The following is a 26,230-nucleotide window of genomic DNA, read 5'->3' on the forward strand; positions in this document are numbered from 1 at the left end:
GGCGTTTTTTTTTTTTGGGATGGAATGGCCGCGGCGGCCTGACCGGCTTAACGGCAGTTCACCGGCCCCGCGGCGGGGACCCGAGCCCCCCGTTGTGTGATGACGACCCGGTTTTATAGGCTTTGCGCAACCTTGGGAGGTCGCATGAAGCGCAGTGCCCGCAGTACGGATGGATTCGGTCAGGCCCGCCTGTTGTGCGGGCTTTTCTTTGCCCTGGTGTTCCTCGACATCGCGCTCGTTGGCTGCAAGCGCGACGCCGACGGCCAGTTGCCGGCAACGTCCGGCGAGGCGATCAAGGCGCAACGCGAAGAGGTGAAAGGCTTCGCATTGCTTTCCGCCTATCCCGATCAGAAGGGCGACGAGCCGCTCGCGATCGCGCTGGAGTTCAGTCGGCCGCTGGTGGGCACGCAATCGTTCGACGACCTGCTGGCGATCAGCGACAACAAAGGCGCGGCCGTGAAGGGCAGCTGGGTGCTGTCCGACGATGCCAAGGTGCTGCGCTTCCCGCATGTGGAAGCCGACAAGGACTACGTAGTCGTCCTCAAGAGCGGCCTGACCGCAGCCGACGGCCAGCGCCTGGGACGCGAGATCCGCAAGCCGGTGCACACCGGCCCGCTCGAGCCGGTCGTGGGCTTCGCATCGCAGGGCAGCGTGCTGCCGGCGCGCGAGAGCCGCGGCTTGCCGGTGGTGTCGGTGAACGTGCCGGAAGTCGATGTCGAGTTCCTGCGCATCAAGGACAAGGAGCTGCCGAGGTTCTTCGCCGAATACCAGCGCGGCGGCCGGCGAGGCAGCTGGGAATTGAGCAGCGAGTACGGCGATAAAACGCCGCTGGCGAAGCTGTCCGAACCGGTCTACGTCAATCGCTTCGTGCTGGGTGGCAAGCCCAACGAGCGTGTGGTGACCTACCTGCCGGTGCAGGACATCCGCGAGTTGCAGCAACCGGGCCTGTACTTCGCGGTGATGAAGCGCCCGGGCCAGTTCAAGGATCAATTCGAGACCGCATTCTTCACCGTCAGCGATCTGGGCCTGCATACGAGGGCTTACAGGGACAAGCTCTTCGTCCACACCGCTTCGCTCGAGAGCGGCTCGGCCGTCGCCGGCGTCGAGCTGAAAGTGCTCGACGCTCGCGGCGAGGCGGTGATGAAGGGTGAAACCGACCGAAATGGCAATGCATTGCTTGCCTACAAGCTCGATGCCGCGCATGTGCTGGTGGCCCAGCACGGAAACGACGTGTCGATGCTGCCGTTCAACCAGCCAGCGCTGGACCTGTCGGAGTTCGCCGTCAGTGGTCGCGAACAGGCCTGGTTCGATGTCTTTGCCTGGTCTGGCCGCGATCTCTATCGTCCCGGTGAAACCGTGCGCCTGTCGGCGCTGCTGCGCGACCAGGACGGGCGTCCCGTTGCGGGCAAGGGCAAGGCGCTGCAGCCGCTGTTCCTTCGCTACGTGCAGCCCGATGGCAAGACGTTCCTGGAGACGCGGTTGCAGCCCGATGCGCAGGGCTATGTCCGCCACAGCCAGGTGATTCCCGGTGATGCTGCGACCGGCCGCTGGCGCGTCGAGTTCCGCACCGATCCCGGTAGCAAGGAAGCCGTGCAGGGCATGACGCTGCGAATCGAGGAGTTCCTGCCGGAGCGGCTGAAGCTCGATCTCGAGGCACCACCGGTGCTGGCGCCGCGTGAACCGATACGTCTAGGCGTAGTGGGCGCATACCTGTATGGCGCGCCCGCCGCCGGCAACCGCTTCACCGCCAAGCTTGCCGTCGCGGCCGAGCAGCATCCGCTTGAGCAATTGCCGGGCTGGTTCTTCGGCGATCCGACCATGGCCTTGCCGAAGGAAGCCAAGGACGTCGTCGACACCAAGCTCGACGCACAGGGCAAGCTGCAGCAGGACATCGCATTGCCTGCCGAGGCCAAGCCTCTGGCACCGATCGCGGCGATCGTGTCCGGCAGCGTCTACGAAAGCGGTGGCCGCAGCGTCAATCGCAGCCTCAAGCGCGTGCTTTGGCCAGCCGCCGAGTTGGTCGGCGTGCGCCCGTTGTTCGACGACAAGGAAGGCGCCGACGCCAACGCCAGCGCCGGCTTCGAACTGGGACGTTTCGGCCGCGACGGAAAGCCGCATCCCGGAAAAGCCCTGCGGGTGACGCTGGTGCGTGAGCATCGCGACTACCACTGGAGCTATGACGACGACGGCGACGGCTGGGACTACGACTTCACGCGCCGGTACGAGGACGTCGAGACTCGCACGGTAGACGCCGGCGCATCGCCGCTTCGCATCGACTTCCCGGTGGAGTGGGGCGACTACCGGCTGGACGTGTTCGATCCGGCCACGCGCCTGACGATGCGCTATCCGTTCACCGCAGGCTGGAGCTGGGAAGACGAAAACCGCGGCCTCGACGCACGCCCCGACAAGGTCAAGCTCGCCCTCGACAAGACCACGTATCGCGCAGGCGACACGCTCAAGGTCACGCTGACGCCTCCGCACGCCGGCAAGGGCCTGCTGATGGTCGAGAGCGATCGTATGCTCTACGTGGAAGGGATCGATGCCAAGGCCGGCAGCACGTTCGAGATCCCGGTGACGAAGGACTGGGAGCGCCACGACGTCTACGTGACGGCGCTGGTGTTCCGGGGCGGCAGTGCGCCCAGCAGGATCACGCCGGCGCGCGCGGTGGGCGTCGCGCATGTACCGATGGACCGGCGCGACCGCAAGCTCGCGGTCGGCCTGTCGCTCCCGGAGCAGATGCGTCCCGAGCGCGATCTGCCGGTGACGGTCAGCGCGCCGCAGTTGGCCGGGCAGAATGCCTTCGTTACCGTGTCCGCGGTCGATGTCGGCATCCTCAACATCACGCGATTCCCTGTGCCGGACGCCGCTGCGCATTTCTTCGCCCAGCGCCGGCTCGGGGTGGATGCCTACGACATCTACGGCCGCGTGATCGAAAGTTTCGAAGGCGGCATCGCCAAGATCCGCTTCGGTGGCGACATGGCGCTGGCGGCCTTGCCGCAGGCACGCCGTCCGACCGCGAAAGTGCAGACCGTGGACCTGTTCACCGGCCCGGTGAAGCTCGATGCCCGTGGCATCGCGCGGATCAACCTGGCAGTGCCGGATTTCAATGGTTCGCTGCGCGTGTCGGCACTGGTCTATTCGGCTGACCGCTACGGCAGCCAGAGCCGCGAGACCGTGGTGCGCGCACCGCTGCTGGCCGAGGCGAGCCTGCCGCGCGTGCTGGCGCCCGGCGACCGCAGCAGCGTCACGCTGGATGTGCAGAACTTCACCGGCAAGGCCGGCGAGTTCAAGGTCCAGGTGAGCGGCGAGGGTCCGTTGTCGCTCGCCGATGGCGCACGGACGGCGAAACTGGCGGTAGAAGGCAAGACCACGTACACGTTCCCGCTGGTCGCGAAGGAGGGCTATGCGACCGCGGCGGTGCGCGTACGGGTCGACGGCAATGGATACCGCGTGGATCGCCGCTACGAGGTGCCGGTGCGTCCCGCCTGGCCATCGGTGTTGCGCGCGCGCACGCAGGTGCTGGACCGTCTCGCGCCGGTGACGCTTGCACCGGATCTCGCCGAAGGGTTGATGCCGGATTCGGTCAACGCGCGTCTGTCGGTCAGCGCCTTGCCGCCGATCCCGTTTGGCAGCGCACTCCGCGGCGCCGTCGACTACCCCTATGGCTGTGTGGAGCAGACCACCAGCAAGGGCTTCGCCGCGCTCGAACTCGACGAGGCGACCGCGAAGATGCTCGGCACCACTGGCCTCACGGCAACCGCGCGCCGCAATGTGCTGGAGGGCACCTTCGGGCGCCTGGCGGCATTGCAGATCGGTTCGGGCCACTACTCGATGTGGGGCGACGGCGACTACGTCAACGCGGTGCTCACGCCTTACGTCGCCGAGTTCTTGCTGGACGCGCGCGAAGGCGGATTCGCGGTGCCCGAGACGCTTCTGCAGAAGACGCTGAAGGTGCTCAACGAGGATCTGCTCTCCGGTGGCGTGCCGTTCTTCGGCTACGACCGGCGCGAACACCTGAAGTTCGCCTACCAGGCCTACGCAGGCTATGCACTGGCGCGCGTGAACCGTGCTCCGCTCGGGACGTTGCGCGCGCTCTACGACAACGAGCGCAAGAACAGCCTGACCGGTCTGCCGCTGGTGCATCTGGGGCTGGCGTTGTCGTTGCAGGGCGACAAGGCGAGAGGCGCCAAGGCGATCGCCGAAGGCTTCGCGCGCGATCCGTCGGCGCGTCCGATGTACATGGCCGACTATGGCAGCCGTCTGCGCGACGACGCATTGATGATCGCGCTGCTGCACGAGCACGGCCTGTCCACGCCCGAGTACGACGCCCGCGCCGTGGCGTTGGGCAAGGAGCTGGATGCGAGACGCCGCAGCCCCTGGCTATGGTTGAGCACGCAGGAGCAGGTGGCACTGGCGCGGCTGGGCAGGGCGCTGATGGCCGACCAGGGCAAGGAGATCTCGGGGCAATGGAAGGTCGGCGACGCCGTATCCGCCGCCATGCCTGCGAAGTACATCGGCCGCCAGTTCGATCGGGGCATGCTCGATCGCGGCGTGAGCTTCGCCCCGCAAGGCCAGCCCCCGCTCTATGCCAGCCTCGAGGTCGCGGGTGTCCCGCGGCGCGCGCCCGAAGCCGACGACTCGGCCATCAAGGTCGTGCGCAAGTACTACACGATGCAGGGCCAGCCATGGGAGGGCGGCAAGCTGGAGGAGGGCGAGGCGTTGATCGTGCAGGTCGGCATCACCGCCCGCCAGCCGATGCCCGATGCGCTGCTGACCGACCTGCTGCCGGCCGGGCTGGAGATCGAGAACTTCAATCTCGGCGACGGCAAGCAATGGGCCGGCGTGGTGATCGACGGCATCGAAATCAGCGATCGCGACGAGGCCGCGCAGGTACGCCACGAGGAGTTCCGCGATGATCGCTACGTCGCCGCGCTCAAGCTCGATACCGGCGACACGGCCCGCGTGTTCTATCTCGTGCGTGCGGTGACCCCGGGCACCTACACGGTGCCGCCGCCGCTGGTGGAGGACATGTACCGTCCGGAACTCCGCGGTGTCGGCAGGTCGGTACCGGCTTCGCTGACGGTGACGCAGCCGGGAAGCAGGTGAAGCGACCACGCCGCCTTGGACTGAAGGCCCTGCTCGCGGCGATGTCGTTCGCGATCGCCGCGATGCTGCTCGATCTCGCGTTTCCGCTTCCGTTGCCGCACGACCGGGATGGGGGAGCTGTCGTCGTGGCGCGCGACGGCTCGCCTTTGCGCGCATTCGCCGATGGCGATGGCGCCTGGCGCTATCCCGTGGCGGCCGGCCAGGTATCCCCGCTGTATCTGCAGGCCCTGCTGAACTACGAGGACCGCTGGTTCCGCTGGCACCCGGGCATCAACCCGGTGTCGCTGCTGCGCGCGGGCGGGCAATGGCTTCGCCACGGCCGCGTCGTGTCGGGCGGCTCGACATTGACGATGCAGGTCGCGCGCATCCTCGATCCGCATGCGCGCACGCCGTTCGGAAAGGCCAGGCAGTTGCTGCGTGCCCTCCAGTTGGAAGCGCATCTGTCGAAGGACGAGATCCTTGCGCTGTACCTCAATCGCGCGCCGTTCGGCGGCACCGTCGAGGGCGTGGAAGCCGCCAGTTGGGCCTATCTAGGCAAGCCCGCATCGCGACTGTCGCATGCCGAAGCAGCGCTGTTGGCCGTGCTGCCGCAGGCGCCGAGCCGATTGCGCCCGGATCGCGAACCCGAACGTGCGCGCGTGGCACGCGACAAGGTGCTCGCGCGCATGGCTTCGCTCGGCGCTTGGTCCAACTCGGACGTGGCCGAAGCCCGCATCGAACCGGTCGTCGCGCGCTCGCTGCATCCGCCTCGCCATGCACCGCTGCTGGCGCAGCGCCTGCGCAGCGAGTCGCCTCGTGCAACGCGCGTCGTCAGCACGCTCGACCTCGAACTGCAGCGCACGCTGGAGGAGCGCGTCACGGCCTATTTCTCGCAATTGCCCGAACGAACGTCGGCGGCGCTGCTGGTCGTCGACAACGCCACGCTGGAAGCGCGCGCCTACGTCGGATCGGTCGACTTCACCGATGCGGCGCGGCTCGGACACGTCGACATGGTGCGGGCTTCGCGCTCGCCGGGATCCACGCTGAAGCCGTTCCTCTACGGCCTTGCGCTCGATGACGGACTGATCCACTCCGAAAGCCTGCTCGTAGACGCGCCGCAGTCGTTCGGCGATTACCGGCCCGGCAATTTCGATTCGGAATTCAACGGTCCCGTCGGCGTGGCCGAGGCGTTGAGGCTTTCGCTCAATGTGCCGGCCGTCGATCTGTTGGACCGAGTCGGGCCTGCGCGTTTCTCGGCCCGGCTGGCGCACGCTGGAATTCGACTGGAATGGCCGCCGGGGGCCGGACCGAACCTGGCGATGATTCTCGGTGGAACCGGTGCCCGGCTTGAGGATCTGGTGGGTGCCTATGCCGCGCTCAACCGTGAGGGAATCACCGGGAGAGTGCGCTACACGACGTCGGCACCGCGCGTCGAGCGGCGGCTGATGTCGCCGGGTGCGGCCTGGATCGTGCGCGAGATGCTGCAGGCCAATCCGCGGCCGGGAAGCGTCGCTGATGCGTTCGATGCTCGTGGGCCGCGTGTGGCGTGGAAGACCGGGACCAGCTACGGCTTCCGCGACGCATGGGCGCTCGGCACGACGCGGCGCTACACCGTGGGCGTGTGGGTGGGGCGTCCCGATGGCACGCCGTTGCCGGGCCAGTACGGCGCGGTGACCGCGCTGCCACTGCTGTTCGAGGTGGTCGACAGCTTGCCGCATGGGCGCGGCGATGACGTGCCACGACCGCCGCCGCCCGGCGTGGCCTTGGCCGACGTGTGCTGGCCGCTGGGGTTGCCGCCCGATCCGCAGGCGCCGCAGTTGTGCCACAAGCGCAGGGAGGCGTGGACGCTGGACGGTTCGGTGCCGCCCACGTTTGCCGAGCGTGATGCGCGGCTATGGAATGCCGGGCTGGAGCGCTTCGATGTCGACGCGGACAGCGGCCTGCGCCTGTCGGCGGAATGCGCTCTTCCGCACCGGCGTCGATCCGTGCAGGTTGCGCGCTGGCCGGCATTGGCCGCGCCGTGGCTCACGGCCGAGCTTCGTGCGGCTTCGCGCCTGCCGGCGTTGTCACCGGACTGCCCGGGCGACGGACGCGACGCGGCTGCGGAGCTGCGCATCGAAGGACTGGCCGATCGCGCCACGCTGGCCAGCGCCAATGGAAACTCGCTCAACCTGTCCTTGCGCGCCATCGGAACGGAGGCGCGGGTGCGTTGGCTGCTCGATGGACGCCTCGTTGCCGAAACCGCAGGCGATGCGCGCTTCGCCCACCGTTTCGACGAAGCGGGCGAGCACACGCTGACGGCGCTTGCCGACAGCGGTGCGTGGTCGCGGTTGCAGTTCCGGGTGCTTCGCTGACGCTTACGGAAGCTCGGCCAGCATCTGTTCGGCTGACGACACGCGGAACTCGCCGGGAGCCTCCACGTTGAGCAGGCGCACGATGCCGTCTTCGGCATAGAGCGCGAAGCGGCGCGAGCGCGTGCCCATGCCGTAGCCGCTGGCATCGAGTTCCAGCCCCAGTGCGCGCGTGAAATCGGCGTTACCGTCGGCCAGCATCATCAGGCCTTCGGGCACATGCTGGCTCTGGCCCCAGGCCTGCATCACGAAAGGATCGTTCACGGCCATGCACGCGACATCGACGCCCTTGCGGCGAAATTCCTCGAAGTGCTGCACGTAGCCGGGTAGGTGCTTTTCAGAGCAGGTCGGGGTGAAAGCGCCGGGCACGGCGAACAGAACGACCTTGCGGCCATCGAACAGGGCGTTGGTGTCGACGCTTTCGACACCGTCGCGGATGCGTTGAAGCACGACTTCGGGAAGGGAGTCGCCTACCTGGATGCTCATGGGAATCTCCTGAGGGATGCGGACAGTCTAGGCGTCCGGACGTTAACCCGGACGTCACGACTTGAAATCGGCGCGGTGGCTGCCATTGTGGGCGGGGAGTGCGTCCTGCGTTCCTTCGATCATGCAGGACAGGCCAGAGGAGCCGTCGATGCAGTTCAAGGATTACTACCAGACACTGGGCGTCGAGCCCAACGCGGGCGAGGCCGAGATCAAGACGGCGTACCGCCGCTTGGCGCGCAAGTACCACCCCGACGTCAGCAAAGAAGCCGGCGCGGAGGACAAGTTCAAGGCCGTCAATGAGGCCTATGAGGCATTGCGCGACCCGGAGAAGCGCGCGGCCTACGACCAGCTGCGCGCGCGCGGTTATCGTCCCGGCGATGAAGTGCAGCCGCCTCCGGGCGGTTTCGGCGGTGGTTTTGGTGGCGTGGATTTCGAGGAAATCTTCGCCGGTGGCGGCGCAGGCGGCGGCTTCAGCGACTTCTTCGAGAGCCTGTTCGGACGCCAGCGCGGACCGGCACCGCGAGGTGACACGCGCGCGAAGCTCGCGGTATCGCTGGAAGTGGTGCACGACGGCGGCAGCGTACGCATCTCGATCAACAACAAGACCCTCGATGTGCGAGTGCCCAAGGGGATTCGCCCGGGGCAGAAGATCCGGCTGGCGGGGCAGGGTCCGCACGGCGACCTGCTGCTGGAAATCGAGTACGCCGCGCACCCGCAGTTCGAGGTCGACGGCCGCAACGTCATCCATGTGCTGCCGCTGGCGCCATGGGAGGCTGCGCTCGGCGCGACGATCAGCGTGCCCACGCTGGGCGGGGCAGTCGAGCTGAAGATCCCGGCCAATTCCGAAGCCGGACGCAAGCTGCGCCTGCGCGGCCGTGGCCTGCCGGGCAATCCGCCGGGAGACCAGATCGTCGAACTGGAGGTGCTGGCTCCGCGCGCCCACACCGATGAGCAGCGGGCGGCCTACGAAACGATGCGGGAAGCGTTCGGCGACGACTGGCGCCGCGCCTGAGCTTGGCTCAGGCCGGCAGCAGCTGGCGGATGATGTCGGCCAGGTCGCCTTCGCTGAAAGGCTTGGTCAGGTAGGCCTTCGCGCCCTGGCGCATGCCCCAGACACGGTCGGTGTCCTGGTCCTTGGTGGTGACCAGGACGATCGGGATCTTGCTCGTGGCCGGATCGCGGGTGATCGAGCGGGTGGCCTGGAACCCGTTGAGGTTCGGCATCACCACGTCCATCAGGATCAGGTCGGGAAGCTCGCGCTTGGCCGCCTCGACACCGGCGGCGCCATCCTCGGCGGTAACGGCTTCATGACCGAGCTTCTCGACAATGCGGCGAATGCCCATCAACTGCGACGGCGAATCGTCGACGATCAGAATGCGCGCCATGTGGTTCCCCCGGGAGACTGCATCGATTGTAGCGAGGCGAAACCAGCCCGCATAGACGGGCCGATCGCGCTTAGAACGTGACCAGCGTCCGCCCGAAGGAGCCTCCGGCAAGCATGGTTGCGAACACGTCCGGCAGTCCCTCCAGTCCGGTTTCGCGCGTGCGGATGCGATCCAGGTGGCGCGGCTTCCAGTCGCTCGCAAGGTGCTGCCACACCGCTTCGCGGATGTCGCGGGCGGTTCCAGCGGAGGCCACGCCCAGCAGCGACACGCCACGGATAATGAAGGGCATCACCGTCGTGCCCAGGTCGGCCGACGCGGCGAGTCCGGCGCTGGCGACGTTGCCGTAGGGCGAGGTCTGCGCCAGCAGGCTGGCCAGCATCGGTCCGCCGACATTGTCGAGGCCGCCGCCGAAGCGTGCGGACTCCATCGGGCGCGCGGTCGCGAGTGCATCGCGGCCCAGTACCTGGGTCGCGCCGATCGAGGTGAGGTAGTCCGCGTGCTCGGCCTTGCCGCTGATCGCGTGCACTTCGAATCCGGCTCGGCTGAAGATGTCGACCGCAAGCGAGCCGACGCCACCGGTCGCGCCGGTGACGGCCAGCGGACCGAGGTCCGGCGTCTGCCGGTTCTCGCGCATCCGGAACAGCGCAAGCGCCGCGGTGAAGCCGGCGGTGCCGAGGATCATGCTTTCGCGCAGGCTCAGGCCCTTGGGCAGCGGAATCACCCACTGCGCTTCCAGTCGCGCGTACTCGCCATAGCCACCGTCGCGCGTCTCGCTGAGGCCACAGCCGGTGACGAGCACTTCGTCGCCTTCCTTGAACCCGGGATCGGTCGAGGCCACCACGTGGCCGGCGACGTCGATGCCTCCGACCAGCGGGAAGCGGCGCAGGATCTTGCCCTGGCCGGTGCCGGCCAAAGCGTCCTTGAAGTTGACCGACGAGTACGCCGCCTTGACGACGACCTCGCCCGGCGCAAGGTCGTCGAGCGCGAGTGTCTCCACGCCGCTGCGATAGCCGGATTCATCGTTGTGGATGCGGAACGCCTGGAATCGTACGTCGTTCATTGCGTTAGGTGCCTGTCGAAGTAGTGCGCGCGCCGGCGCGATCTGCGTTTGCTTTCGGCTCTTTGTCGTTCACGAGGAAAACCCTGCCTTTCTCTACGCGCCAGAGCATTCCGTTCTGCGTGGTGGTGACGTACAAGGGTTTGCGGTACTGCAGGCTCATGAAGACGTGGAACATCGTCGGCGCCTTGGAAGTGAGGTGCGTGACGGCGAGCGCGGCGGTTTCCCTGGATTGGCTTCCACGTCCTAGCGGGCAGGCCCGGGTCTGCGAGAAGTGGCTGATGACCGTGTTGCCGTCCTCGCTGACGCGGAACATGTGATAGCCGCCCAGTGGGGTTTCCGCGTCGGACACCCATGCCGACATCACGAACACCTGGATCTCCTTGCGGCCGTCCTCGTCGGCTTCGATCACCACCGTGTTGGGTGGGTGGTTAGTGCAGACCATCAGGCCGTCGGTGGCCAAGGCGAGCATTCTTGCGCGCATCAGCCGCTGCTCCCGCTCGCTCATCGGCTCGGCGGGCGACAGCTTGCGGGCGTCGCGGGCCTTGAACGCCCGGGTATCGAGCGTCGCGCTCGCCACCGCCGCGGTACGGCCATCGTGTTCGAAGAAATAGCGGACTTCGATGTCCTCGCCATTGCCGAGCGTCAGCCATCCGCGTCCCTTTCCTTGCTGGCCATCGAATGCCTTGATTTCCTGCAGTGCGTCCGTTGTCAGCCAGGCGGCGCTGTCGTGCAGGCGGATCATCTGCCCGACGAACTCAGCGAGACCCACCTCATAGCGGTAAGCCTCCGGGATCTCGCAGACAATGCGCCGCGACTCTTCGTCGGCGTCGGCCGGGAGACGGCGGGCTTCCTCACAGTCGGAGCGGGCGTCGGCGCCGAAGGACAGTAGCGCCAGCGCCAGGGCGATCAAACAAGCAGCATTCGCTTTCGACATGGTTCCCTCCGTGCATTGGACGGAGGTTACCGCAATGCGCCGCGCCGCTTCTCGTCCATCCACTTGTCGGCCTGCGCGGGCTCGTAGCGTTTCATCCATTCGAGCATCGCGTGCAGGTCGTCGCCGTGCCACAGGTCGCGGCGTTGGTCCGGGTGCAGGAAGCGCTCCTCGACCATCCTGTCGAGCATCGCGATCAGCGGCGAGTAGAAGCCGTCGACGTCGAGGAACGCGCAGGGCTTGTCGCCGATGCCGAGCTGACGCCAGGTCAGCATCTCGAACATCTCGTCCAGCGTGCCGAAGCCACCGGGCAGGGCGATGAAGCCGTCGGAGAGGTCGAACATGCGTGCCTTGCGCTCGTGCATCGAGCCCACCACTTCCAGGCGCGTCAGCCCTTTGTGCGCGACTTCCCAGTTGACGAGCTGCTCCGGGATCACGCCGACCACGTCGCCACCGGCTTCCAGCACGGCATCGGCCACGATGCCCATCAAGCCGACGTTGCCGCCGCCATACACGAGGGCGACGCCGTCCTTTGCCAGTTGCGTACCCAGCGCGATCGCGCGCTCGGTGTAGATCGGCTTGGCGCCGGCGTTGGAACCGCAGTAGACACATACAGAGCGCATGGCGTGTTCTCGTTCAGTTCTTTAAGGTCAGTTCGATTGCAGCAGCACGATGCCCGACATGCGGCGGCCTTCTTCCTGTCGTTGCCTGGACTGGAATCGCGACAACAGGTTCCACAACCACGCCATCGGCATCGTGCGATTCAGGCGAAGGGATTCGTCCCAGGTCGAGCGGAACTCCGCTTCATGCCAGCCCATCGGCAGGAAGAACGCGGTGCCTTCGGCCGGGCCGAAGCGGAACGGTGCGTTGGCCTCGCGCAGCTTGGGCGACCAGCGGCGTTCCAGCAGCTTGAGGAGCATCGGCGAAGCGAGGTCGGTCAGCCACCATGTTGCGTGGGCGAAGTCGCGCAGGTCACGTGCGAGGTCGGCGACCTGGTCGGCTTCCAGGTAGATCAGCAAGCCCTCGGTGATCGCAAGCACGGGGCCACGTTCGGCCGCCTTGGCGAAGACCTCGCGACGCGCCGAAGCTTCGCGCAGGTCGGCCGCGACGAACTCGAGCTGGCAGTGCGGTGTTTCGCCGGCCATGTTGTCGCGGAAGTGGTCGACCATGTCCGGCAGGTCGACGTGCAGCCAGCGCAATGTAGGCGGCAGCGCCAGGCGGTAGGGGCGTGCATCGAGGCCGGCGGCCAGATTGAGCACGGTGGCCGCACCTTCGTGCACACAACGCAGCACGATCTCGTCCATGACCGCGGTACGCACCACCATCGGCCAGCTCATCGATGCGCCGCGAGGCAGCGCCTTGACGATGGCCTCGCCCCGTTCGCCGCCGAGACGCCGTGCGTAAGGGTCGTGGAACAGGGCATCTGGCCGCTCGCTCTCCATGGCGCGATAGATCGCGACCCAGGACGCGGTATCGGATACGTTGCGGATGGGGTTGCTTTCAGTCATGGCGATGCCTCACTGAAAAACAAAAGCCGCCAGCACCGGGTCGGTGATGGCGGCTTCATGCGGCTCACGCTGCGATGGATCAGTTCGCCTTGTGGATCGAACGCTTGGCGACGGCCATCGCCGCGTCGTGGACCGCTTCGGACAGCGTCGGATGAGCGTGGCAGATGCGGGCGAGGTCGTCGGCCGAACCGCTGAACTCCATCGTCAGGACGCCTTCGTGCACCAGTTCGGACACGCCGACACCGACGAGGTGCATGCCCAGCACGCGATCGGTTTCCTCGTGCGCGATGACCTTGACGAAGCCAGCCGGCTCGCCCATCGCCACCGCACGGCCGATCGCCGCGAACGGGAAGCTGCCGGTCTTGTACGGCACGCCCTCGGCCTTGAGCTGCGCTTCGGTCCTGCCGACCCACGCGATCTCCGGCTCGGTGTAGATGACCCACGGAATGGTCTCGAGGTTGACGTGGCCCGGCAGGCCGGCGATCAGCTCGGCTACGGCGATGCCTTCCTCGAAGCCCTTGTGCGCCAGCATCGGGCCGCGCACGCAGTCGCCCACGGCCCAGACGCCGTCGACGCCGGTGTGGCAGTGCTCGTCGACCTCGATCATGCCGCGCGCATCCAGCTTCACGCCGGTGCCATCGGCCAGCAGGCCCTTGCTCGCTGCGCGACGGCCGACCGAGACCAGCAGCTTGTCGACGACGATGGTCTTCTCGCCTTCGGCGTCGGAGTAGGTGACCTCGACTTCCTTGGTCTTGCCCTTGCCCTTGATCTCGGCCTTGCTGACCTTCGCGCCAAGCTTGATGTCCAGGCCCTGCTTCTTGAATTCCTTGGCCGCGGTCTTGGCGACCTCGGCGTCGGCGGCTGCGAGGAAGTCGGGCAGGGCCTCGAGGATGGTGACCTCGGCGCCCAGGCGCTTCCAGACGCTGCCCAGCTCTAGGCCGATCACGCCAGCGCCGATCACGCCCAGGCGCTTCGGTACGGCGGTGAAGTCCAGCGCGCCGACGTTGTCGACGATGGTGTCGTTGTCGAACTTGGCGAACGGCAGTTCGATCGAATCCGAACCTGCGGCAAGGATGACGTTGGTGCCCTTGAGCTCGACGACGCTGCCGTCGTGCTGCGTGACCTTGACGACGTTGCCCGGCTGCAACTGGCCGAAGCCGTAGAACGGCGTGACCTTGTTCGCCTTGAACAGCATCGCGATGCCGCCGGTGAACTGCTTCACGATCTTGTCTTTGCGGCCAATCATCGTGGCGATGTCGATCTTGGCATCCTTGGTGGTGATGCCGTGTTCGCCGAACAGGTGGTTGAGGTTGTAGAACTGGCGCGAGCTGTCGAGCAGCGCCTTGGACGGAATGCAGCCCACGCGCAGGCAGGTGCCGCCGAGGGCCGGCTTGCCGTCCTTGCCGAGAGCGGCGTCGATGCATGCCGTCTTCAGTCCGAGCTGGGCTGCGCGGATGGCGGCGTGGTAGCCGGCCGGGCCGGCGCCGATGACGACGACGTCGAAGTTCTGCTGTTCGCTCATTGATCTAGATCCTTTGCCTTTATCCCTTCTCACTTTTGGAGAAGGTGGCGCGAAGCGCCGGATGAGGGTTCGGCGGAGTGGGCGGTTGCAGGTCGTGACGCTTGTGCCGAACTCCGTCGCGGGATTCAGGCCGCGCGACTTCGGCGGCCCTCACCCAACCCTCTCCCGCGGGCGGGAGAGGGGTTCGAGCGATCACATGCCCAGCAGCATGCGGTGCGGGTTCTCGAGCTGGTTCTTGATGTCGACCAGGAACAGCACCGCTTCCTTGCCGTCGATGATGCGGTGGTCGTAGGACAGCGCGATGTACATCATCGGCGCGATCACGACCTGGCCGTTCTCGGCGATCGGACGCTCCTTGATGGCGTGCATGCCGAGGATCGCCGACTGCGGCGGATTGACGATCGGCGTCGACATCAGCGAACCGAAGGTACCGCCATTGGTGATCGTGAAGGTACCGCCCTGGAGGTCTTCCAGCGCCAGCTTGCCGTCGCGCGCCTTCTTGGCGTAGTCGGCGATGCCCTTCTCGACGTCGGCGAAGCCCATGCGCTCGACATTGCGCAGCACCGGCGTCACCAGACCCTTGTCGGTCGACACGGCGATCGAGATGTCGGCGTAGCCGTGGTAGATGACGTCGTTGCCGTCGACCGAGGCGTTGATCACCGGGTACTTCTGCAGCGCGTTGGCGGCGGCCTTGGCGAAGAAGCTCATGAAGCCCAGCTTGATGCCGTTGGCCTTCTCGAACTGCTCGCCCAGCTCCTTGCGCATCGCCATGACCTTGCCGAGGTTGACCTCGTTGAACGAGGTCAGCATCGCGATCGAGTTCTTCGACTGCATCAGGCGCTCGGCGATGCGGGCGCGCATGCGGGTCATCGGCACGCGCTCTTCCGGACGCGCGCCACCGGCGACGCCGGAGGTCTTGCCGCTGGCGTAGTTGACCAGGTCTTCCTTGGTGACCATGCCGCGGCGGCCGGTGCCTTCGACCTGGGACGGGTCGATACCCTGCGTGACGGCGGTGAAGCGTGCGCCCGGCGGGAGTTCGGCGGCGGCAGGAGCGGCGGCAGCCTTCGGGGCTTCGGCCTTCGGCTGCACCGGCTGGGCGACGTCCTTGGCGGCGGCGTCATTCTTGGCGTCGAGAGTCGCCTTCGATTCCGGAGCCGGAGCGGCCGCGGCGGCGCCGGCCTCGACGATCGCGATCAGCTGCTGGCTGGTCACGGTCGCGCCTTCGGCGAACTTGATTTCCTTGATCACGCCGTCGACCGGCGAGGGCACTTCGAGCACGACCTTGTCGGTCTCGAGGTCGACGATGTTCTCGTCGCGCTTGACGGCGTCGCCGACCTTCTTGTGCCAGGTGGCGATGGTTGCGTCGGAGACGGACTCGGGCAGGACAGGAACTTTGATCTCGGTGCTCATGGTGCGGGCATCCTGGATTGCGTAATGAATGGGTGGCGCAAGCGGGTGGGGGCTGCGGTTACTCGACGGTGACTTCGCCGCGCAGCGGGTTCATCAGCGCATCGGCGACCAGGGCGGTCTGCTCGGCGATGTGGTCGGCGAGGTGACCGGCGGCCGGCGACGGCGAACGGGCGCGGCCGGCGTAGTGCAGGGTCTGGCCGGAGTGCATGGAGGCGGCGAGGTGGTGGCGGATCTGGTACCACGCGCCCTGGTTCTGCGGCTCTTCCTGGCACCACACCACGTCGGTCGCCTTGCCGAAGCGCTTGAGCTCGGCGGCCAGCTGCGCCCGCGGGAACGGATACAGCTGTTCGATGCGCACGATCGCGACGTTGGCCAGGCCCTGCTTCTGCTGCTCTTCGAGCAGGTCGTAGTAGACCTTGCCGCCGCAGACGACGACGCGCGTGACCTTCTTGGCGTCGGCGCTTGCGTCCGGGATCAGGTGCTGGAACTCGCCCTTGGCCAGCTCGTCCAGCGTAGACACCGCCAGCTTGTGGCGCAGCAGCGACTTGGGCGTCATCACCACCAGCGGCTTGCGCGTGGTCATGCGCATCTGGCGGCGGATCATGTGGTAGGCCTGCGCCGGCGTGGTCGGCGTGCAGACGATCATGTTCTCCAGTGCGCACAGCTGCAGGAAGCGCTCCAGGCGTGCGGAGCTGTGCTCCGGGCCCTGGCCTTCGTAGCCGTGCGGCAGGAACAGCGCCAGGCCGCACAGGCGGCCCCACTTGGCTTCGCCCGACGACAGGAACTGGTCGATGACGACCTGCGCGCCGTTGGCGAAGTCGCCGAACTGCGCTTCCCAGATGTCCAGCGTCATGGGATCGGCGGTGGCGTAGCCGTACTCGAAGCCCATCACCGCTTCTTCGCTGAGCAGCGAGTCGATGATGGTCACGTCGCTCGGGTTCTTGACCAGGCGGCGCAGCGGCAGGACGTATTCGTCGTTGGTCTGCTCGTGCAGGATCGCGTGGCGGTGGAAGAACGTGCCGCGGCCGCAGTCCTGGCCGACCAGGCGCAGCTTGTAGCCTTCGTCCATCAGCGTCGCGTAGGCGAGGTTCTCGGCAAAGCCCCAGTCGCCGCCGAGTTCGCCGGCCGCCATCTTGCGGCGGTCCTCGTAGATCTTGGCGACGCGCGGGTGCAGCTTCAGGTCCGCGGGAACATCGTTGATGGTGGTCGCGAGCTTGTCGAGCTTCTTGCGGTCGAAGGTGGTGTCGACCGGGTCGCTGAGCTTGCCCGACAGGTACTTCGACCAGTCGATCGTGAACTCGTCCGGCTTCACCTCGACCACGTCGGCGGTGACCAGGCCGTCGTCGAGTTTCTGGCGGTGGCCATCGACCATCGCCTGCGCGATGTCGGCGGTAATCGTGCCTTCCTCGACCAGCTTCGTCGCGTATAGCTCACGCGGTGTCTTGTGCTTGCGGATGACCTGGTACATCACCGGCTGCGTCGCCGCCGGCTCGTCGGCTTCGTTGTGGCCGTGGCGGCGGTAGCAGACCAGGTCGATGACCACATCCCTGCCGAAGCGGTTGCGGAAGTCCAGCGCCAGTTCGGCGCAGAACGTCACCGCTTCCGGGTTGTCGCCGTTCACGTGCAGGACCGGCGCGCCGACCATCTTGGCCACGTCGGTGCAGTACAGCGTCGAGCGGGCGTCCTGCACGGCGCTGGTGGTGAAGCCGACCTGGTTGTTGATGACGATGTGCAGCGTGCCGCCTACCGCGAAACCGCGCGCCTGCGACATCTGGAACAGCTCCATCACCACGCCCTGGCCGGCAAACGCGGCGTCGCCGTGGATCAGCACCGGCAGCACCTGCTCGCGGCCCTTGTCGCCACGGCGGACCTGGCGCGAGCGCACCGAGCCGGCGACCACCGGGTCGACGATCTCGAGGTGCGACGGGTTGAACGCCAGTGCCAGGTGCACCGGGCCGCCAGGCGTGGCGACGTCGGCGGAGAAGCCCATGTGGTACTTCACGTCGCCCTGGTGGGCGAGGTCGCTATGGACGTGCTCGAACTTGCCTTCGAACTCGTCGAAAAGGTGGCGCGGCGGCTTGCCGAGCGTGTTGATCAGGACGTTGAGGCGGCCGCGGTGGGCCATGCCGATGACCACGTCCTTGGCACCCTGTTCGCCGGCGCGGCGGATCGTGGTGTCCATCAGCGGGATCAGGGCGTCACCGCCTTCCAGCGAGAAGCGCTTCTGGCCGACGTACTTGGTGCCGAGGTAACGCTCGAGGCCGTCGGCCGCGGTCAGGCGCTCGAGGATGCGCTTCTTGTCGTCGGCGGTGCGGCCGAACTTGCCGCCGGCCTTCTCCAGGCGCTCGTAGAGCCAGCGACGCTGTTCGGCGTCGGTGATGTGCATGAACTCGGCGCCGATCGGGCCGGTGTAGGTGGCCTTCAGCAGGGACAGCAGGTCACCGAGCTTCATGCGGTCGTTGCCGCCGACGCCGCCGGTGCTGAACTCGGCCTTCAGGTCGCTCTCGGACAGGCGATGGAAGCCCAGCGCCAGATCCGGCGCGTCCGGCTTCTGCCACAGGCCCAGCGGATCGATGTCGGCGGCGAGGTGGCCGCGCGAACGGTAAGCCGTGATCAGGCGGCCGACCTGGCGCTCGCGCTCGTCGCCGGCACCGGCAGCCACCGCGACCACGCCACGACTGGCCTGGCGGCCGGCCTCGGCGATGTTGTCGATTACGGCCGAGTGCGGCACGTCACCGGCTTCGCGGCCCTTGAAGCCGTCGAAGTAGGCCTTCCATTTGGGTTCGACACTGTCGGGAGAAACCAGGTACTGCTCGTACAGATCCTCGATGTAGGCGGCATTGGCGCCGAGCTGGGAGGACTGGGAAAACTGCTTGAGGAGACTGTCCACGATTGCGTCGGGAAACTCGATGGGAGAGGGCGGAAAGGGGCTTCGAGACACCGGCGCCGATGCGCCGATGGCTATTCAGGCACTTAAGACTCGGAATTATAGCGGGACGATGTGAGTCAGCGGCTAACACTTATGTCGAAAGACCCACGCGGGCCAATCCACGGACTCAGGTTTGGGCCCCGACGGGGCCGCTTCAAGGCACAGGCGCACGCCGCCGGCTCAAATCCCCAGCGCGCGGTACTCCGAGCACGGACGGGCGCGCTCCCAGACCGGATCGAATATGGCGTGCAACTGACGCGCCCGGGCCGGGTCGTCCATGCGGCATTCGCCCTCGAAGCGATGCCCCAGGGCACGGAAGTACCAGCCTCCGCGGTCGTTGACGGCATAGGCGGAGGGGTAGTCACGGTCGACCGGCTCCTCGATCGCACGGAAGGCGAACGCGGTGGTCAGGCGCTGACCGAGTCCCAGCAGCGGCGCCAGCGCACGCTGTGGCGTGGCCGGGTCCTGCAGCAGCACCCGGACCTCGCCGCCGCCGGTGGCGAAGCGGCGCAGGGCGGAAACCGCGTCGGACTGGTCGAGCAGGCCCGGGTCCAGTTCGCGGCTGTAGATCAGCAGTTGCCGCCGGGCGCCGGCGATGACTCCCTGCAGCGCGGCTTGGGCGGCCTCGCGTCCCTCGACCGGTGTCGCGGCATCGAGCCGGCGCCGCATCGACTGGTGGTCGATGCCGGCTTCCGAAAAACGCGGGCCGTACGGAATGAAGCCATGGCGCGAGTAGAACGCGAGCGCCGACACCTGCGCGTGCAGGCTGACCTCGTGCCAGCCGAGCCGGCAGGCCTCCTCGACCAGCGCCTGCAACATCGCCTCGCCGACGCCGCGGCTGCGCCACTGGGCCAGCACGGCCATGCGGCCGATGCGGTGGTCCGGCGTCAACCGGCCGGCGCCGATGGGGCGCCCTTCGGCGTCGCGGGCGAGCACATGACGGCAGAGCGGATCCAGCGCGTCGCGTTCGATGTCGGCCGGCACGCCCTGTTCGACGATGAAGACCTGTTCGCGAACCGCGTGCAGGCCGGCGCGCGCGGCTTCGAAGTCGACGATGTCGACGGCGAACGATGCTACCTGGGCCACGGCATCGGGCATGTCATTCCCCTTGTTCGTCGTCCGCTTGGTCCAATGCGAGGTGGTAGTGGCCGGCCTGCACCAGTGCGTAGACACGGTCGCGGCCCGCTTCCGACAGGGCGGCATAGAGCGGCCCGTCGATCGTGCCGGAACCGGCGATACGGCGCGCGTCGTCGGCCGGCAACTCATGCTCCTGGCCGCTGACGTACAGCCTTGCCGGTTCGCCGGCGTGGTGCGCACGGCGCCAGGCCATGCGCGACCACGGATGGCGTTGCAACCAGGCGCCCTGCTGCAGGTCCCATTCGATCTCGATGCGCGAACGCGGCTCGCTGCCGGGATGCACTTCGCCGGCAGCGCGATACACCGTGATGAATCGGCCGAACCAGTCGCCGAGGCGGTCCGGATCGTTCATGCGCAGCAGGTTCAGCGCCTCGACGGCGCGATTCATCGCGGCCACGTCGATCTCATGGCTGTCCGACGCCGGCACCAGGTCGGGATCGCGGTAGCGCAGCGCCTCATCGGCATCGGCGGCCAGCGTGTCGACGAAATCACCGAGCAGTTCCGCGGCCGAGGGCGCGCGCATGCCCACCGAGAAGGTCAGGCACGCGTCCTCGGCGACGCCGTGGTGCGGCACGCCCGGCGGCAGGTAGAGCATGTCGCCGGGGCCGAGTACCCAGTCGTGGGTGGGCGTGAACTCTCGCAGCAGCTTGAGTTCGACGTCGTTGCGGAACTCCAGCGAAGGGGCGGGGCCGGCATCGATCTGCCAGCGGCGATGCCCCTGCGCCTGCAGCAGGAACACGTCGTACTGGTCGACGTGCGCGCCGACCGAACCGCCCGGCGCCGCGAACGAGATCATGATGTCGTCGATGCGCCAGCGCGGCAGGAACTCGAACGCCTGCAGCAGTGCGCCGACATCGGCATCCCACTTGTCCACGTCCTGCACCAGCAGCGTCCAGTCCTGGTGCGGCATGCCCGGGAACTCGTCCTCTTCGAACGGTCCGTGGCGCAGCGTCCAGCGGTCGTTGGCGCGATCGTGCATGACGATGCGGGAAAGCGCGGCTTCCTCGCAGGCCAGGCCGGCCAGGTCCTCGGGCTGGATCGGCGATTCGAAGCCGGGGAATGCGTTGCGGATCAGCAGAGGCTTCTTCTGCCAGTAGTCGCGCAGGAACTTCGCGGCCGGCATGCCCAGCGGGGGCAGTGCACTGGCATCGATCTCGATCGGCAAGGCTGCCGGCGCGCGCGACGGGTTCGAGGTCTTCTTCGTTGCGGCCTTCGTGGCCTTGCGTGGGGTGGGGCTCATGTGGCGATCTCGTCGTAACCGCGGCCGCGGAACTGCAGCAGACACCAGCCATGGCCGAACGGATCGGCAACAGTGACTATCCGGCCCCAGTCGGCTTCGCGGATGGCGCCTTCCTGCGATGCGCCGGCAGAGAGCGCACGCGAGAGGGCGGATTCCAGGTCAGTGACCACGACGTCGCAATGGACCGGAGTCCAGTGGCGTGCGTAGTCGCGGGTCATGGTGCCGGCGCCGATGGTGCCGGCATCCTTGCACAGCAGATAGATGGGCGTCTGCGCGCCCAGCAGTTCGACGGCCCCGTTGCCGAAGCGTCGCGCCGGCTGCAGCCCGAAAGCCTGCGTGTAGAAGGCCTCGGCCGGAGCGAGTTCCGCGACGTCGATGTTGACCAGCAGGTTCATCGTGTCCTCCCGTCCGGGCCGGGGAGGAGGGCTATGCCCCCGCTCCGTGGTGTACTCCCAAGGAGAACACGCGCAACTCAGATTTCCCGGGCCAGACGCTCTGCCAGGCCGGTGTAGCTGCCCGGCGTCATGTCGAGCAGGCGCTGCTTGTCCGCGGCCGGCAGGCTCAGCGAAGCGATGAACTCGCGCATCGAGGCCTCGGTGATGCCCTGGCCGCGGGTCAGCGCCTTGAGCTGCTCGTACGGGTTGGGCAGGCCGTGGCGGCGCATGACCGTCTGCACGGCCTCGGCCAGCACTTCCCAGGCGGCATCGAGATCGGCGGCGAGGCGCTCCGGGTTGGCGCTGAGCTTGCCCAGGCCGCGCTGCAGCGCGTCGAAGCCGATCAGCGCGTGGCCGAACGCGGTACCCAGGGCGCGCAGCACGGTCGAGTCGGTCAGGTCGCGCTGCCAGCGGCTGATCGGCAGCTTGGCGGCAAAGTGCTCGAACAGCGCATTGGCGATGCCGAAGTTGCCCTCGGCATTCTCGAAGTCGATCGGGTTGACCTTGTGCGGCATCGTCGAACTGCCCACTTCGCCGGCCTTCACCGCCTGCTTGAAATAGCCCAGCGAGATGTAGCCCCAGATGTCGCGGCACAGGTCGATGCAGATCGTGTCGATGCGCTTGGCGGCGTCGCAGACTTCGGCGATGCCGTCGTGCGGTTCGATCTGGGTGGTGTAGGGCTGCCAGTTCAGGCCCAGCGAATGCACGAAGTGCTCGGAGAACTTCGCCCAGTCGACCTCCGGGTAGGCGGCGACGTGCGCGTTGTAGTTGCCAACCGCGCCATTGATCTTGCCCGGCATGCGCGCACCGGCGAGGGTCTCGCCCTGGCGCTGCAGGCGGGCGACGACGTTGGCCAGTTCCTTGCCGACGGTGGTCGGCGAGGCGGTCTGGCCGTGCGTGCGCGACAGCATCGGCAGCGCGGCGTGCTCGTGCGCCATCGCGCGCAGCTTCTGGATGAGCTCGTCGAGTTTCGGCAGCAGCACGTACTGGCGCGCCTGGTTGAGCATCAACGAGTAGCTGAGGTTGTTGATGTCCTCGGAGGTGCAGGCGAAGTGCACGAACTCCAGCGCCGGGCCGAGCTCGGCGTCGTCCTTCAGGCGCTCCTTGATCAGGTACTCGACCGCCTTGACGTCGTGGTTGGTGGTGCGCTCGATCTCCTTGACCCGAGCCGCGTCGGCCGGGGACAGATCGTCGGCGAGCGCGCGCAGGCGTGCGGCAGCGGCTTCGGAGAACGGCTTCAATTCGGTGATGCCCGGCTCGTTGGCCAGAGCCAGCAGCCATTCGACCTCGACCTTCACACGCGCCTTGATCAGGCCGTATTCGGAGAAGATCGGACGCAGCGCGTCGACCTTGCCGGCATAGCGGCCATCGAGCGGGGACAGGGCGAGCAACTGGGTTTCGATCTGGCTGGACATGGCGCGGGCACTGGGAAGCGAGCCCGCCATTCTACAGCCAGCGGGTTCAGGCAGTTCCCGGCCGGAACCCGGCGTGAAAGCCGGGTGTGCGACGGCGGGCGTAAGCTGCGCCCCATCCCCACAAACGAATCCGCCAGGAGTTGGCCATGGCCACCAGAAACCCCCGCGGGCCGCGCTTTCGCATCGAGCACGACAGCATGGGCGAACTGCGGGTCCCGGCTGAAGCGCTATGGGGCGCGCAGACCCAGCGCGCCGTGCAGAACTTCCCGATCTCCGGCCGACCGATGCCGCGCGAGTTCATCCGTGCGCTCGGCCTGATCAAGGCCGCGGCCGCCGAGGTCAATGGAGGCTTCGGCCTGCTCGGCAAGGGCGCGGCGAAGGCGATCCATACGGCGGCCCTCGCCGTCGCGCAGGGTGAGTACGACGCGCATTTTCCGATCGACGTGTTCCAGACTGGCTCGGGCACTTCGAGCAACATGAACGCCAACGAGGTCATCGCCACGGTGGCAACGCGCGATGGCCGCGCCAAGGTGCATCCGAACGACCACGTCAACCTCGGCCAGAGCTCCAACGACGTGATCCCGACCGCGATCCGCGTGTCGGCACAGCTGGCGACGATGGAACGCCTGCTGCCGTCGCTCCGGCACCTGCGGCGCACCATCGAACTGCGCGGTCGTGCGCTGGGCAAGGTCACCAAGACGGGCCGCACCCACCTGATGGATGCGATGCCATTGACGTTCGCGCAGGAGTTCGGCGCATGGGCCGCGCAGCTGGCCTCGGCCCAAGGGCGCATCGAGGATGCGCTGAAGCGCCTGCGCCGGTTGCCGATCGGCGGCACTGCGATAGGCACCGGAATCAACGCCGATCCGCGTTTCGGCCGGGCGATGGCGAGGTCGCTGTCGTCGCTGTCGGGGACGAAGTTCGAATCGGCCGCCGACAAGTTCGAGGGCATCGCCGCGCAGGATGACGCGGTCGAACTGTCGGGCCAGCTCAATACGCTGGCCGTGGCGTTGATGAAGATCGCCAACGACCTGCGCTGGATGAACTCCGGGCCGCTGGCCGGCCTGGGCGAAATCGAATTGCCGGCGCTCCAGCCGGGCAGTTCGATCATGCCGGGCAAGGTCAACCCGGTGATCCCGGAGGCGACCTGCATGGTCTGCGCGCAGGTGATGGGGCACCACACCGCGATCACCGTGGCCGGGCAGAGCGGCAACTTCCAGCTCAACGTGATGCTGCCGCTGATCGCCTACGACCTGCTCGGTTCGATCGGCCTGCTGGCCAACGTCATGCGGCTGCTCGCCGACGACGCCATCGCCGGCATCAACGCGCGTCCCGATCGCGTGCGCGAAGCGTTGAACCGCAATCCGATCCTGGTCACCGCGCTCAATCCGATCATCGGCTATGAGAAGGCCGCGGCGATCGCCAAGCAGGCCTACAAGGAAGGGCGCGCGGTGCTCGACGTCGCGATGGAGGCCACCGGGCTTCCGGAGCGGGAACTGCGGCGCCTGCTTGATCCTGCCGCGCTGACCCGCGGAGGCATCCAGGAGGGCGGGGGCGGAGGCGGCGGCTGAACTTCGCTGTGGGAGCGCCCCGGCTTGCGGTCCGTCGCGGCTGACGCTCCTACATGGGTGCACATGGAAAAAGCCCGGATACCTGGCGGCGTCCGGGCTTTCATGTTGCGGCGGCCGTCGCAGCGACGGCCCGTGCAGGCTTACTGCTTGACGGACTCGGCGGCCGCTGCCTTGTCCGCGAAGTTCTCGTGCTTGCCGCCCTTGTCTTCCTTGGCGTCCTCACGGCACTCGTCGATGTCGGACTGGTCCATCGTCGCGTACGGCGCGAACTCGGGCACTGCCGTCTTGAGCTTCTGCTGCGAGGCCATCATCGCCGGCAGCCGGTCGCACAGCTTCAATGCCGAGGCCTTGATCTTGCTGGCTTCGGCTTCGACGTGCTTCTCGACGTCCTCGGTGTTGCCGGTGAACACGCCCTTCAGTGCGGCGCCCACGGCCTTGGTAGCCAGGTCGGCGCCCTGCATGCCGATCTCGACGCCGGCTTCGGCCACCGAGGCAACATGACCGCGGTATTCGAGCAGCAGCTTGCGCTGTTCCTGATTGATCGCGACTGCGCGGCCGTCGATCAGCAGGTCGCCCTTCGGCGTGATTTCGGCCTTGCCTTGTCCCGACTTGTGGTCGTTGGAAACGGAGATGTTGCCTTCGTTGATCTCCTTGCGCGCCTCTGCAACGGCTTCACGCGTGGCCTGCGAGATGATCGATTCTTCCTTGACCTTCTGCACCTGCTGTTCCGGAGTCTTGGATTCGCAGGCGCCGAGCAGCGGCAGGGCGGCGAGCAGTGCGGTGGCGGCGATGGTGCGGATCGAGTGGTTCATGGTTTTGCTCATGGTATTGAGTGGGACCAGCTCAGTGCTGCCCGGGCAGCGACACTGCGCCGGCCACGATGTCGTGATCGATTGAACCGCTGCCGACGGAGCGCACCGACAGCGTGCCGCGGACGTCGCGGACATCGAGGTTGCCGGAGCCGATGCTGCCGACCTGGACATTGCCGCCGACGCCCTGCAGGCCGACGTCACCGGAGCCGATCTGGTCGACCTGGGCGCCGTGGGCGATGCGCCTGGCTTCGAGGTCGCCGGAGCCCACCGACACGACACGCAGCTCGCCGATATCGTCTAGTTCGATGTCGCCGGAGCCGACCTCGGCCGCCACCAGGCCGCGGATGCGGCTGGCGCGGACGTCGCCGGAACCGACGTCCGCACTGAGCGAGGCCGCGCCGGTCACCACCGCGTCGCCTGAGCCGACCTTCAGCTGCACCGGCATGCCTTCGGGGATCTGGGCCTCAAGGGTCAGGTAGGCGTAGTGGTTGCCGAACAGGTACTGGCCGAGCGAGGCGGTGTCCTTGAAAAAGCCGTTCTCGATCTGCTTGCGCTCGGCACGCACGACGAGCTTCTCTCCCTGGCGCTCCTGCGTCAGCGACAGCAATTCCAACTGCTGTGCGTCGGAACTGCAGGCCCGGCCCTGGATGCCGGGGCGGGCGGTGGCCGAGGCATCGACGCGCAGGTCGTGCGGGCCGATCTCGAACACGACGGCCTTCACGCCCGCGAGGTCGAGGGTCAGGTTGCGTGGCTGCGAGTGCTTGCAGTGGTGGTCCTGGGCAGCGGCGGATTGCCAGGCCAAGGCGAGGGGGGCTGCAAGGGGAAGGGCAAGGGCAAGGGCGGGAAGCATCTTGTGCATGGTGGGTCTCTGCGTGGTTGGCCCTGCTGGGATGCGCGCAACGGAGCTGCAGTTGCGGTACCGCGACCTAATTTCTGCCATGCCTTCCATGGCGT

The 26,230-nt window shown here is 67.2% G+C and carries 19 protein-coding genes; 4 read left to right on the forward strand and 15 right to left on the reverse strand.

Features of this window, described 5'->3' with window-relative positions:
* Positions 1 to 144 precede the first annotated feature (144 nt).
* A complete protein-coding gene (locus IU514_RS10845) occupies positions 145 to 5,106 on the forward strand; it encodes an alpha-2-macroglobulin family protein (protein ID WP_194931118.1) in 4,962 nt (1,653 codons plus the stop codon).
* 41 nt (positions 5,107 to 5,147) lie between these two features.
* On the forward strand, positions 5,148 to 7,439 hold the full coding sequence (pbpC, locus tag IU514_RS10850; RefSeq protein WP_194931173.1) for a penicillin-binding protein 1C: 2,292 nt from the start codon (positions 5,148 to 5,150) through the stop codon (positions 7,437 to 7,439).
* 3 nt (positions 7,440 to 7,442) lie between these two features.
* On the opposite strand, the gene IU514_RS10855 is transcribed toward pbpC, so the two are convergent.
* A complete protein-coding gene (locus IU514_RS10855; protein WP_194931119.1) occupies positions 7,443 to 7,922 on the reverse strand; it encodes a peroxiredoxin in 480 nt (159 codons plus the stop codon).
* Positions 7,923 to 8,070: 148 nt separating this feature from the next.
* Between IU514_RS10855 and IU514_RS10860 the strand changes: the two genes are divergently transcribed.
* Positions 8,071 to 8,934, forward strand: a complete 864-nt coding sequence (locus IU514_RS10860; protein WP_194931120.1) for a DnaJ C-terminal domain-containing protein — start codon at positions 8,071 to 8,073, stop codon at positions 8,932 to 8,934.
* A gap of 7 nt (positions 8,935 to 8,941) precedes the next feature.
* Here IU514_RS10860 and pilH read toward each other — a convergent pair whose 3' ends face one another.
* The 12 genes from pilH to purB all read right to left on the reverse strand — a co-directional run bounded on the left by pilH (position 8,942) and on the right by purB (position 22,893).
* Positions 8,942 to 9,307 (reverse strand): twitching motility response regulator PilH, encoded by a 366-nt coding sequence (pilH, locus tag IU514_RS10865; protein ID WP_194931121.1) that lies wholly within the window; start codon positions 9,305 to 9,307, stop codon positions 8,942 to 8,944.
* 70 nt (positions 9,308 to 9,377) lie between these two features.
* Positions 9,378 to 10,367, reverse strand: coding sequence for a YhdH/YhfP family quinone oxidoreductase (locus IU514_RS10870; protein WP_194931122.1), 990 nt, complete (start codon positions 10,365 to 10,367; stop codon positions 9,378 to 9,380).
* Between the two features lie 4 nt (positions 10,368 to 10,371).
* A complete protein-coding gene (locus IU514_RS10875) occupies positions 10,372 to 11,301 on the reverse strand; it encodes a hypothetical protein (RefSeq protein WP_194931123.1) in 930 nt (309 codons plus the stop codon).
* Positions 11,302 to 11,327: 26 nt separating this feature from the next.
* A complete protein-coding gene (locus IU514_RS10880) occupies positions 11,328 to 11,921 on the reverse strand; it encodes an LOG family protein (protein WP_194931124.1) in 594 nt (197 codons plus the stop codon).
* Between the two features lie 27 nt (positions 11,922 to 11,948).
* Positions 11,949 to 12,806, reverse strand: coding sequence for a class I SAM-dependent methyltransferase (locus IU514_RS10885; protein ID WP_194931125.1), 858 nt, complete (start codon positions 12,804 to 12,806; stop codon positions 11,949 to 11,951).
* 79 nt (positions 12,807 to 12,885) lie between these two features.
* Entirely contained in the window at positions 12,886 to 14,328 is a 1,443-nt protein-coding gene (lpdA, locus tag IU514_RS10890; RefSeq protein ID WP_194931126.1) for a dihydrolipoyl dehydrogenase, read from the reverse strand.
* 192 nt (positions 14,329 to 14,520) lie between these two features.
* Complete coding sequence (gene sucB / locus IU514_RS10895; RefSeq protein ID WP_194931127.1) at positions 14,521 to 15,738, reverse strand: dihydrolipoyllysine-residue succinyltransferase; 1,218 nt, start codon at positions 15,736 to 15,738, stop codon at positions 14,521 to 14,523.
* A gap of 58 nt (positions 15,739 to 15,796) precedes the next feature.
* Positions 15,797 to 18,628 carry a 2-oxoglutarate dehydrogenase E1 component gene (locus IU514_RS10900; RefSeq protein ID WP_194931128.1) on the reverse strand — a complete coding sequence of 944 codons (2,832 nt, stop codon included), beginning with the start codon at positions 18,626 to 18,628 and terminating at the stop codon, positions 15,797 to 15,799.
* 219 nt (positions 18,629 to 18,847) lie between these two features.
* Positions 18,848 to 19,765 (reverse strand): GNAT family N-acetyltransferase, encoded by a 918-nt coding sequence (locus IU514_RS10905; protein WP_194931129.1) that lies wholly within the window; start codon positions 19,763 to 19,765, stop codon positions 18,848 to 18,850.
* 1 nt (position 19,766) lies between these two features.
* On the reverse strand, positions 19,767 to 21,044 hold the full coding sequence (locus IU514_RS10910) for a JmjC domain-containing protein (RefSeq protein WP_194931130.1): 1,278 nt from the start codon (positions 21,042 to 21,044) through the stop codon (positions 19,767 to 19,769).
* Positions 21,041 to 21,439 carry a VOC family protein gene (locus IU514_RS10915; RefSeq protein ID WP_194931131.1) on the reverse strand — a complete coding sequence of 133 codons (399 nt, stop codon included), beginning with the start codon at positions 21,437 to 21,439 and terminating at the stop codon, positions 21,041 to 21,043. Before IU514_RS10915 ends, IU514_RS10910 begins: the two co-directional genes overlap by 4 nt.
* 77 nt (positions 21,440 to 21,516) lie before the next feature.
* The gene (purB, locus tag IU514_RS10920) at positions 21,517 to 22,893 is read right to left on the reverse strand and encodes an adenylosuccinate lyase (RefSeq protein WP_194931132.1); all 1,377 of its coding nucleotides are present in this window, start codon (positions 22,891 to 22,893) and stop codon (positions 21,517 to 21,519) included.
* Positions 22,894 to 23,039: 146 nt separating this feature from the next.
* Here purB and IU514_RS10925 point away from each other — a divergent pair, with 146 nt between their 5' ends.
* On the forward strand, positions 23,040 to 24,464 hold the full coding sequence (locus tag IU514_RS10925; RefSeq protein WP_194931133.1) for a class II fumarate hydratase: 1,425 nt from the start codon (positions 23,040 to 23,042) through the stop codon (positions 24,462 to 24,464).
* Between the two features lie 140 nt (positions 24,465 to 24,604).
* Here the strand turns inward: IU514_RS10925 and IU514_RS10930 are convergent, their stop codons facing one another.
* Both IU514_RS10930 and IU514_RS10935 read right to left on the reverse strand, forming a co-directional pair.
* Positions 24,605 to 25,276, reverse strand: coding sequence for a DUF2884 family protein (locus tag IU514_RS10930; RefSeq protein ID WP_194931134.1), 672 nt, complete (start codon positions 25,274 to 25,276; stop codon positions 24,605 to 24,607).
* A 31-nt stretch (positions 25,277 to 25,307) separates the two neighbouring features.
* Positions 25,308 to 26,135, reverse strand: coding sequence for a DUF4097 family beta strand repeat-containing protein (locus IU514_RS10935; RefSeq protein WP_194931135.1), 828 nt, complete (start codon positions 26,133 to 26,135; stop codon positions 25,308 to 25,310).
* Positions 26,136 to 26,230 lie beyond the last annotated feature (95 nt).

The sequence above is a fragment of the Lysobacter niastensis genome, from assembly GCF_015453285.1.
Taxonomy (GTDB): Bacteria; Pseudomonadota; Gammaproteobacteria; order Xanthomonadales; family Xanthomonadaceae; genus Lysobacter_J; species Lysobacter_J niastensis.

Coding starts and splice junctions, on each gene's coding strand:
- purB (WP_194931132.1), bottom strand. CDS start 22,893: ATGTCCAGCCAGATCGAAACCCAGTTGCTCGCCCTGTCCCCGCTCGAT.
- IU514_RS10880 (WP_194931124.1), bottom strand. CDS start 11,921: ATGCGCTCTGTATGTGTCTACTGCGGTTCCAACGCCGGCGCCAAGCCG.
- IU514_RS10845 (WP_194931118.1), top strand. CDS start 145: ATGAAGCGCAGTGCCCGCAGTACGGATGGATTCGGTCAGGCCCGCCTG.
- IU514_RS10930 (WP_194931134.1), bottom strand. CDS start 25,276: ATGAACCACTCGATCCGCACCATCGCCGCCACCGCACTGCTCGCCGCC.
- pilH (WP_194931121.1), bottom strand. CDS start 9,307: ATGGCGCGCATTCTGATCGTCGACGATTCGCCGTCGCAGTTGATGGGC.
- IU514_RS10915 (WP_194931131.1), bottom strand. CDS start 21,439: ATGAACCTGCTGGTCAACATCGACGTCGCGGAACTCGCTCCGGCCGAG.
- IU514_RS10935 (WP_194931135.1), bottom strand. CDS start 26,135: ATGCACAAGATGCTTCCCGCCCTTGCCCTTGCCCTTCCCCTTGCAGCC.
- IU514_RS10860 (WP_194931120.1), top strand. CDS start 8,071: ATGCAGTTCAAGGATTACTACCAGACACTGGGCGTCGAGCCCAACGCG.
- sucB (WP_194931127.1), bottom strand. CDS start 15,738: ATGAGCACCGAGATCAAAGTTCCTGTCCTGCCCGAGTCCGTCTCCGAC.
- IU514_RS10910 (WP_194931130.1), bottom strand. CDS start 21,044: ATGAGCCCCACCCCACGCAAGGCCACGAAGGCCGCAACGAAGAAGACC.
- IU514_RS10905 (WP_194931129.1), bottom strand. CDS start 19,765: ATGCCCGATGCCGTGGCCCAGGTAGCATCGTTCGCCGTCGACATCGTC.
- IU514_RS10855 (WP_194931119.1), bottom strand. CDS start 7,922: ATGAGCATCCAGGTAGGCGACTCCCTTCCCGAAGTCGTGCTTCAACGC.
- lpdA (WP_194931126.1), bottom strand. CDS start 14,328: ATGAGCGAACAGCAGAACTTCGACGTCGTCGTCATCGGCGCCGGCCCG.
- IU514_RS10925 (WP_194931133.1), top strand. CDS start 23,040: ATGGCCACCAGAAACCCCCGCGGGCCGCGCTTTCGCATCGAGCACGAC.
- IU514_RS10875 (WP_194931123.1), bottom strand. CDS start 11,301: ATGTCGAAAGCGAATGCTGCTTGTTTGATCGCCCTGGCGCTGGCGCTA.
- IU514_RS10870 (WP_194931122.1), bottom strand. CDS start 10,367: ATGAACGACGTACGATTCCAGGCGTTCCGCATCCACAACGATGAATCC.
- IU514_RS10885 (WP_194931125.1), bottom strand. CDS start 12,806: ATGACTGAAAGCAACCCCATCCGCAACGTATCCGATACCGCGTCCTGG.
- pbpC (WP_194931173.1), top strand. CDS start 5,148: ATGTCGTTCGCGATCGCCGCGATGCTGCTCGATCTCGCGTTTCCGCTT.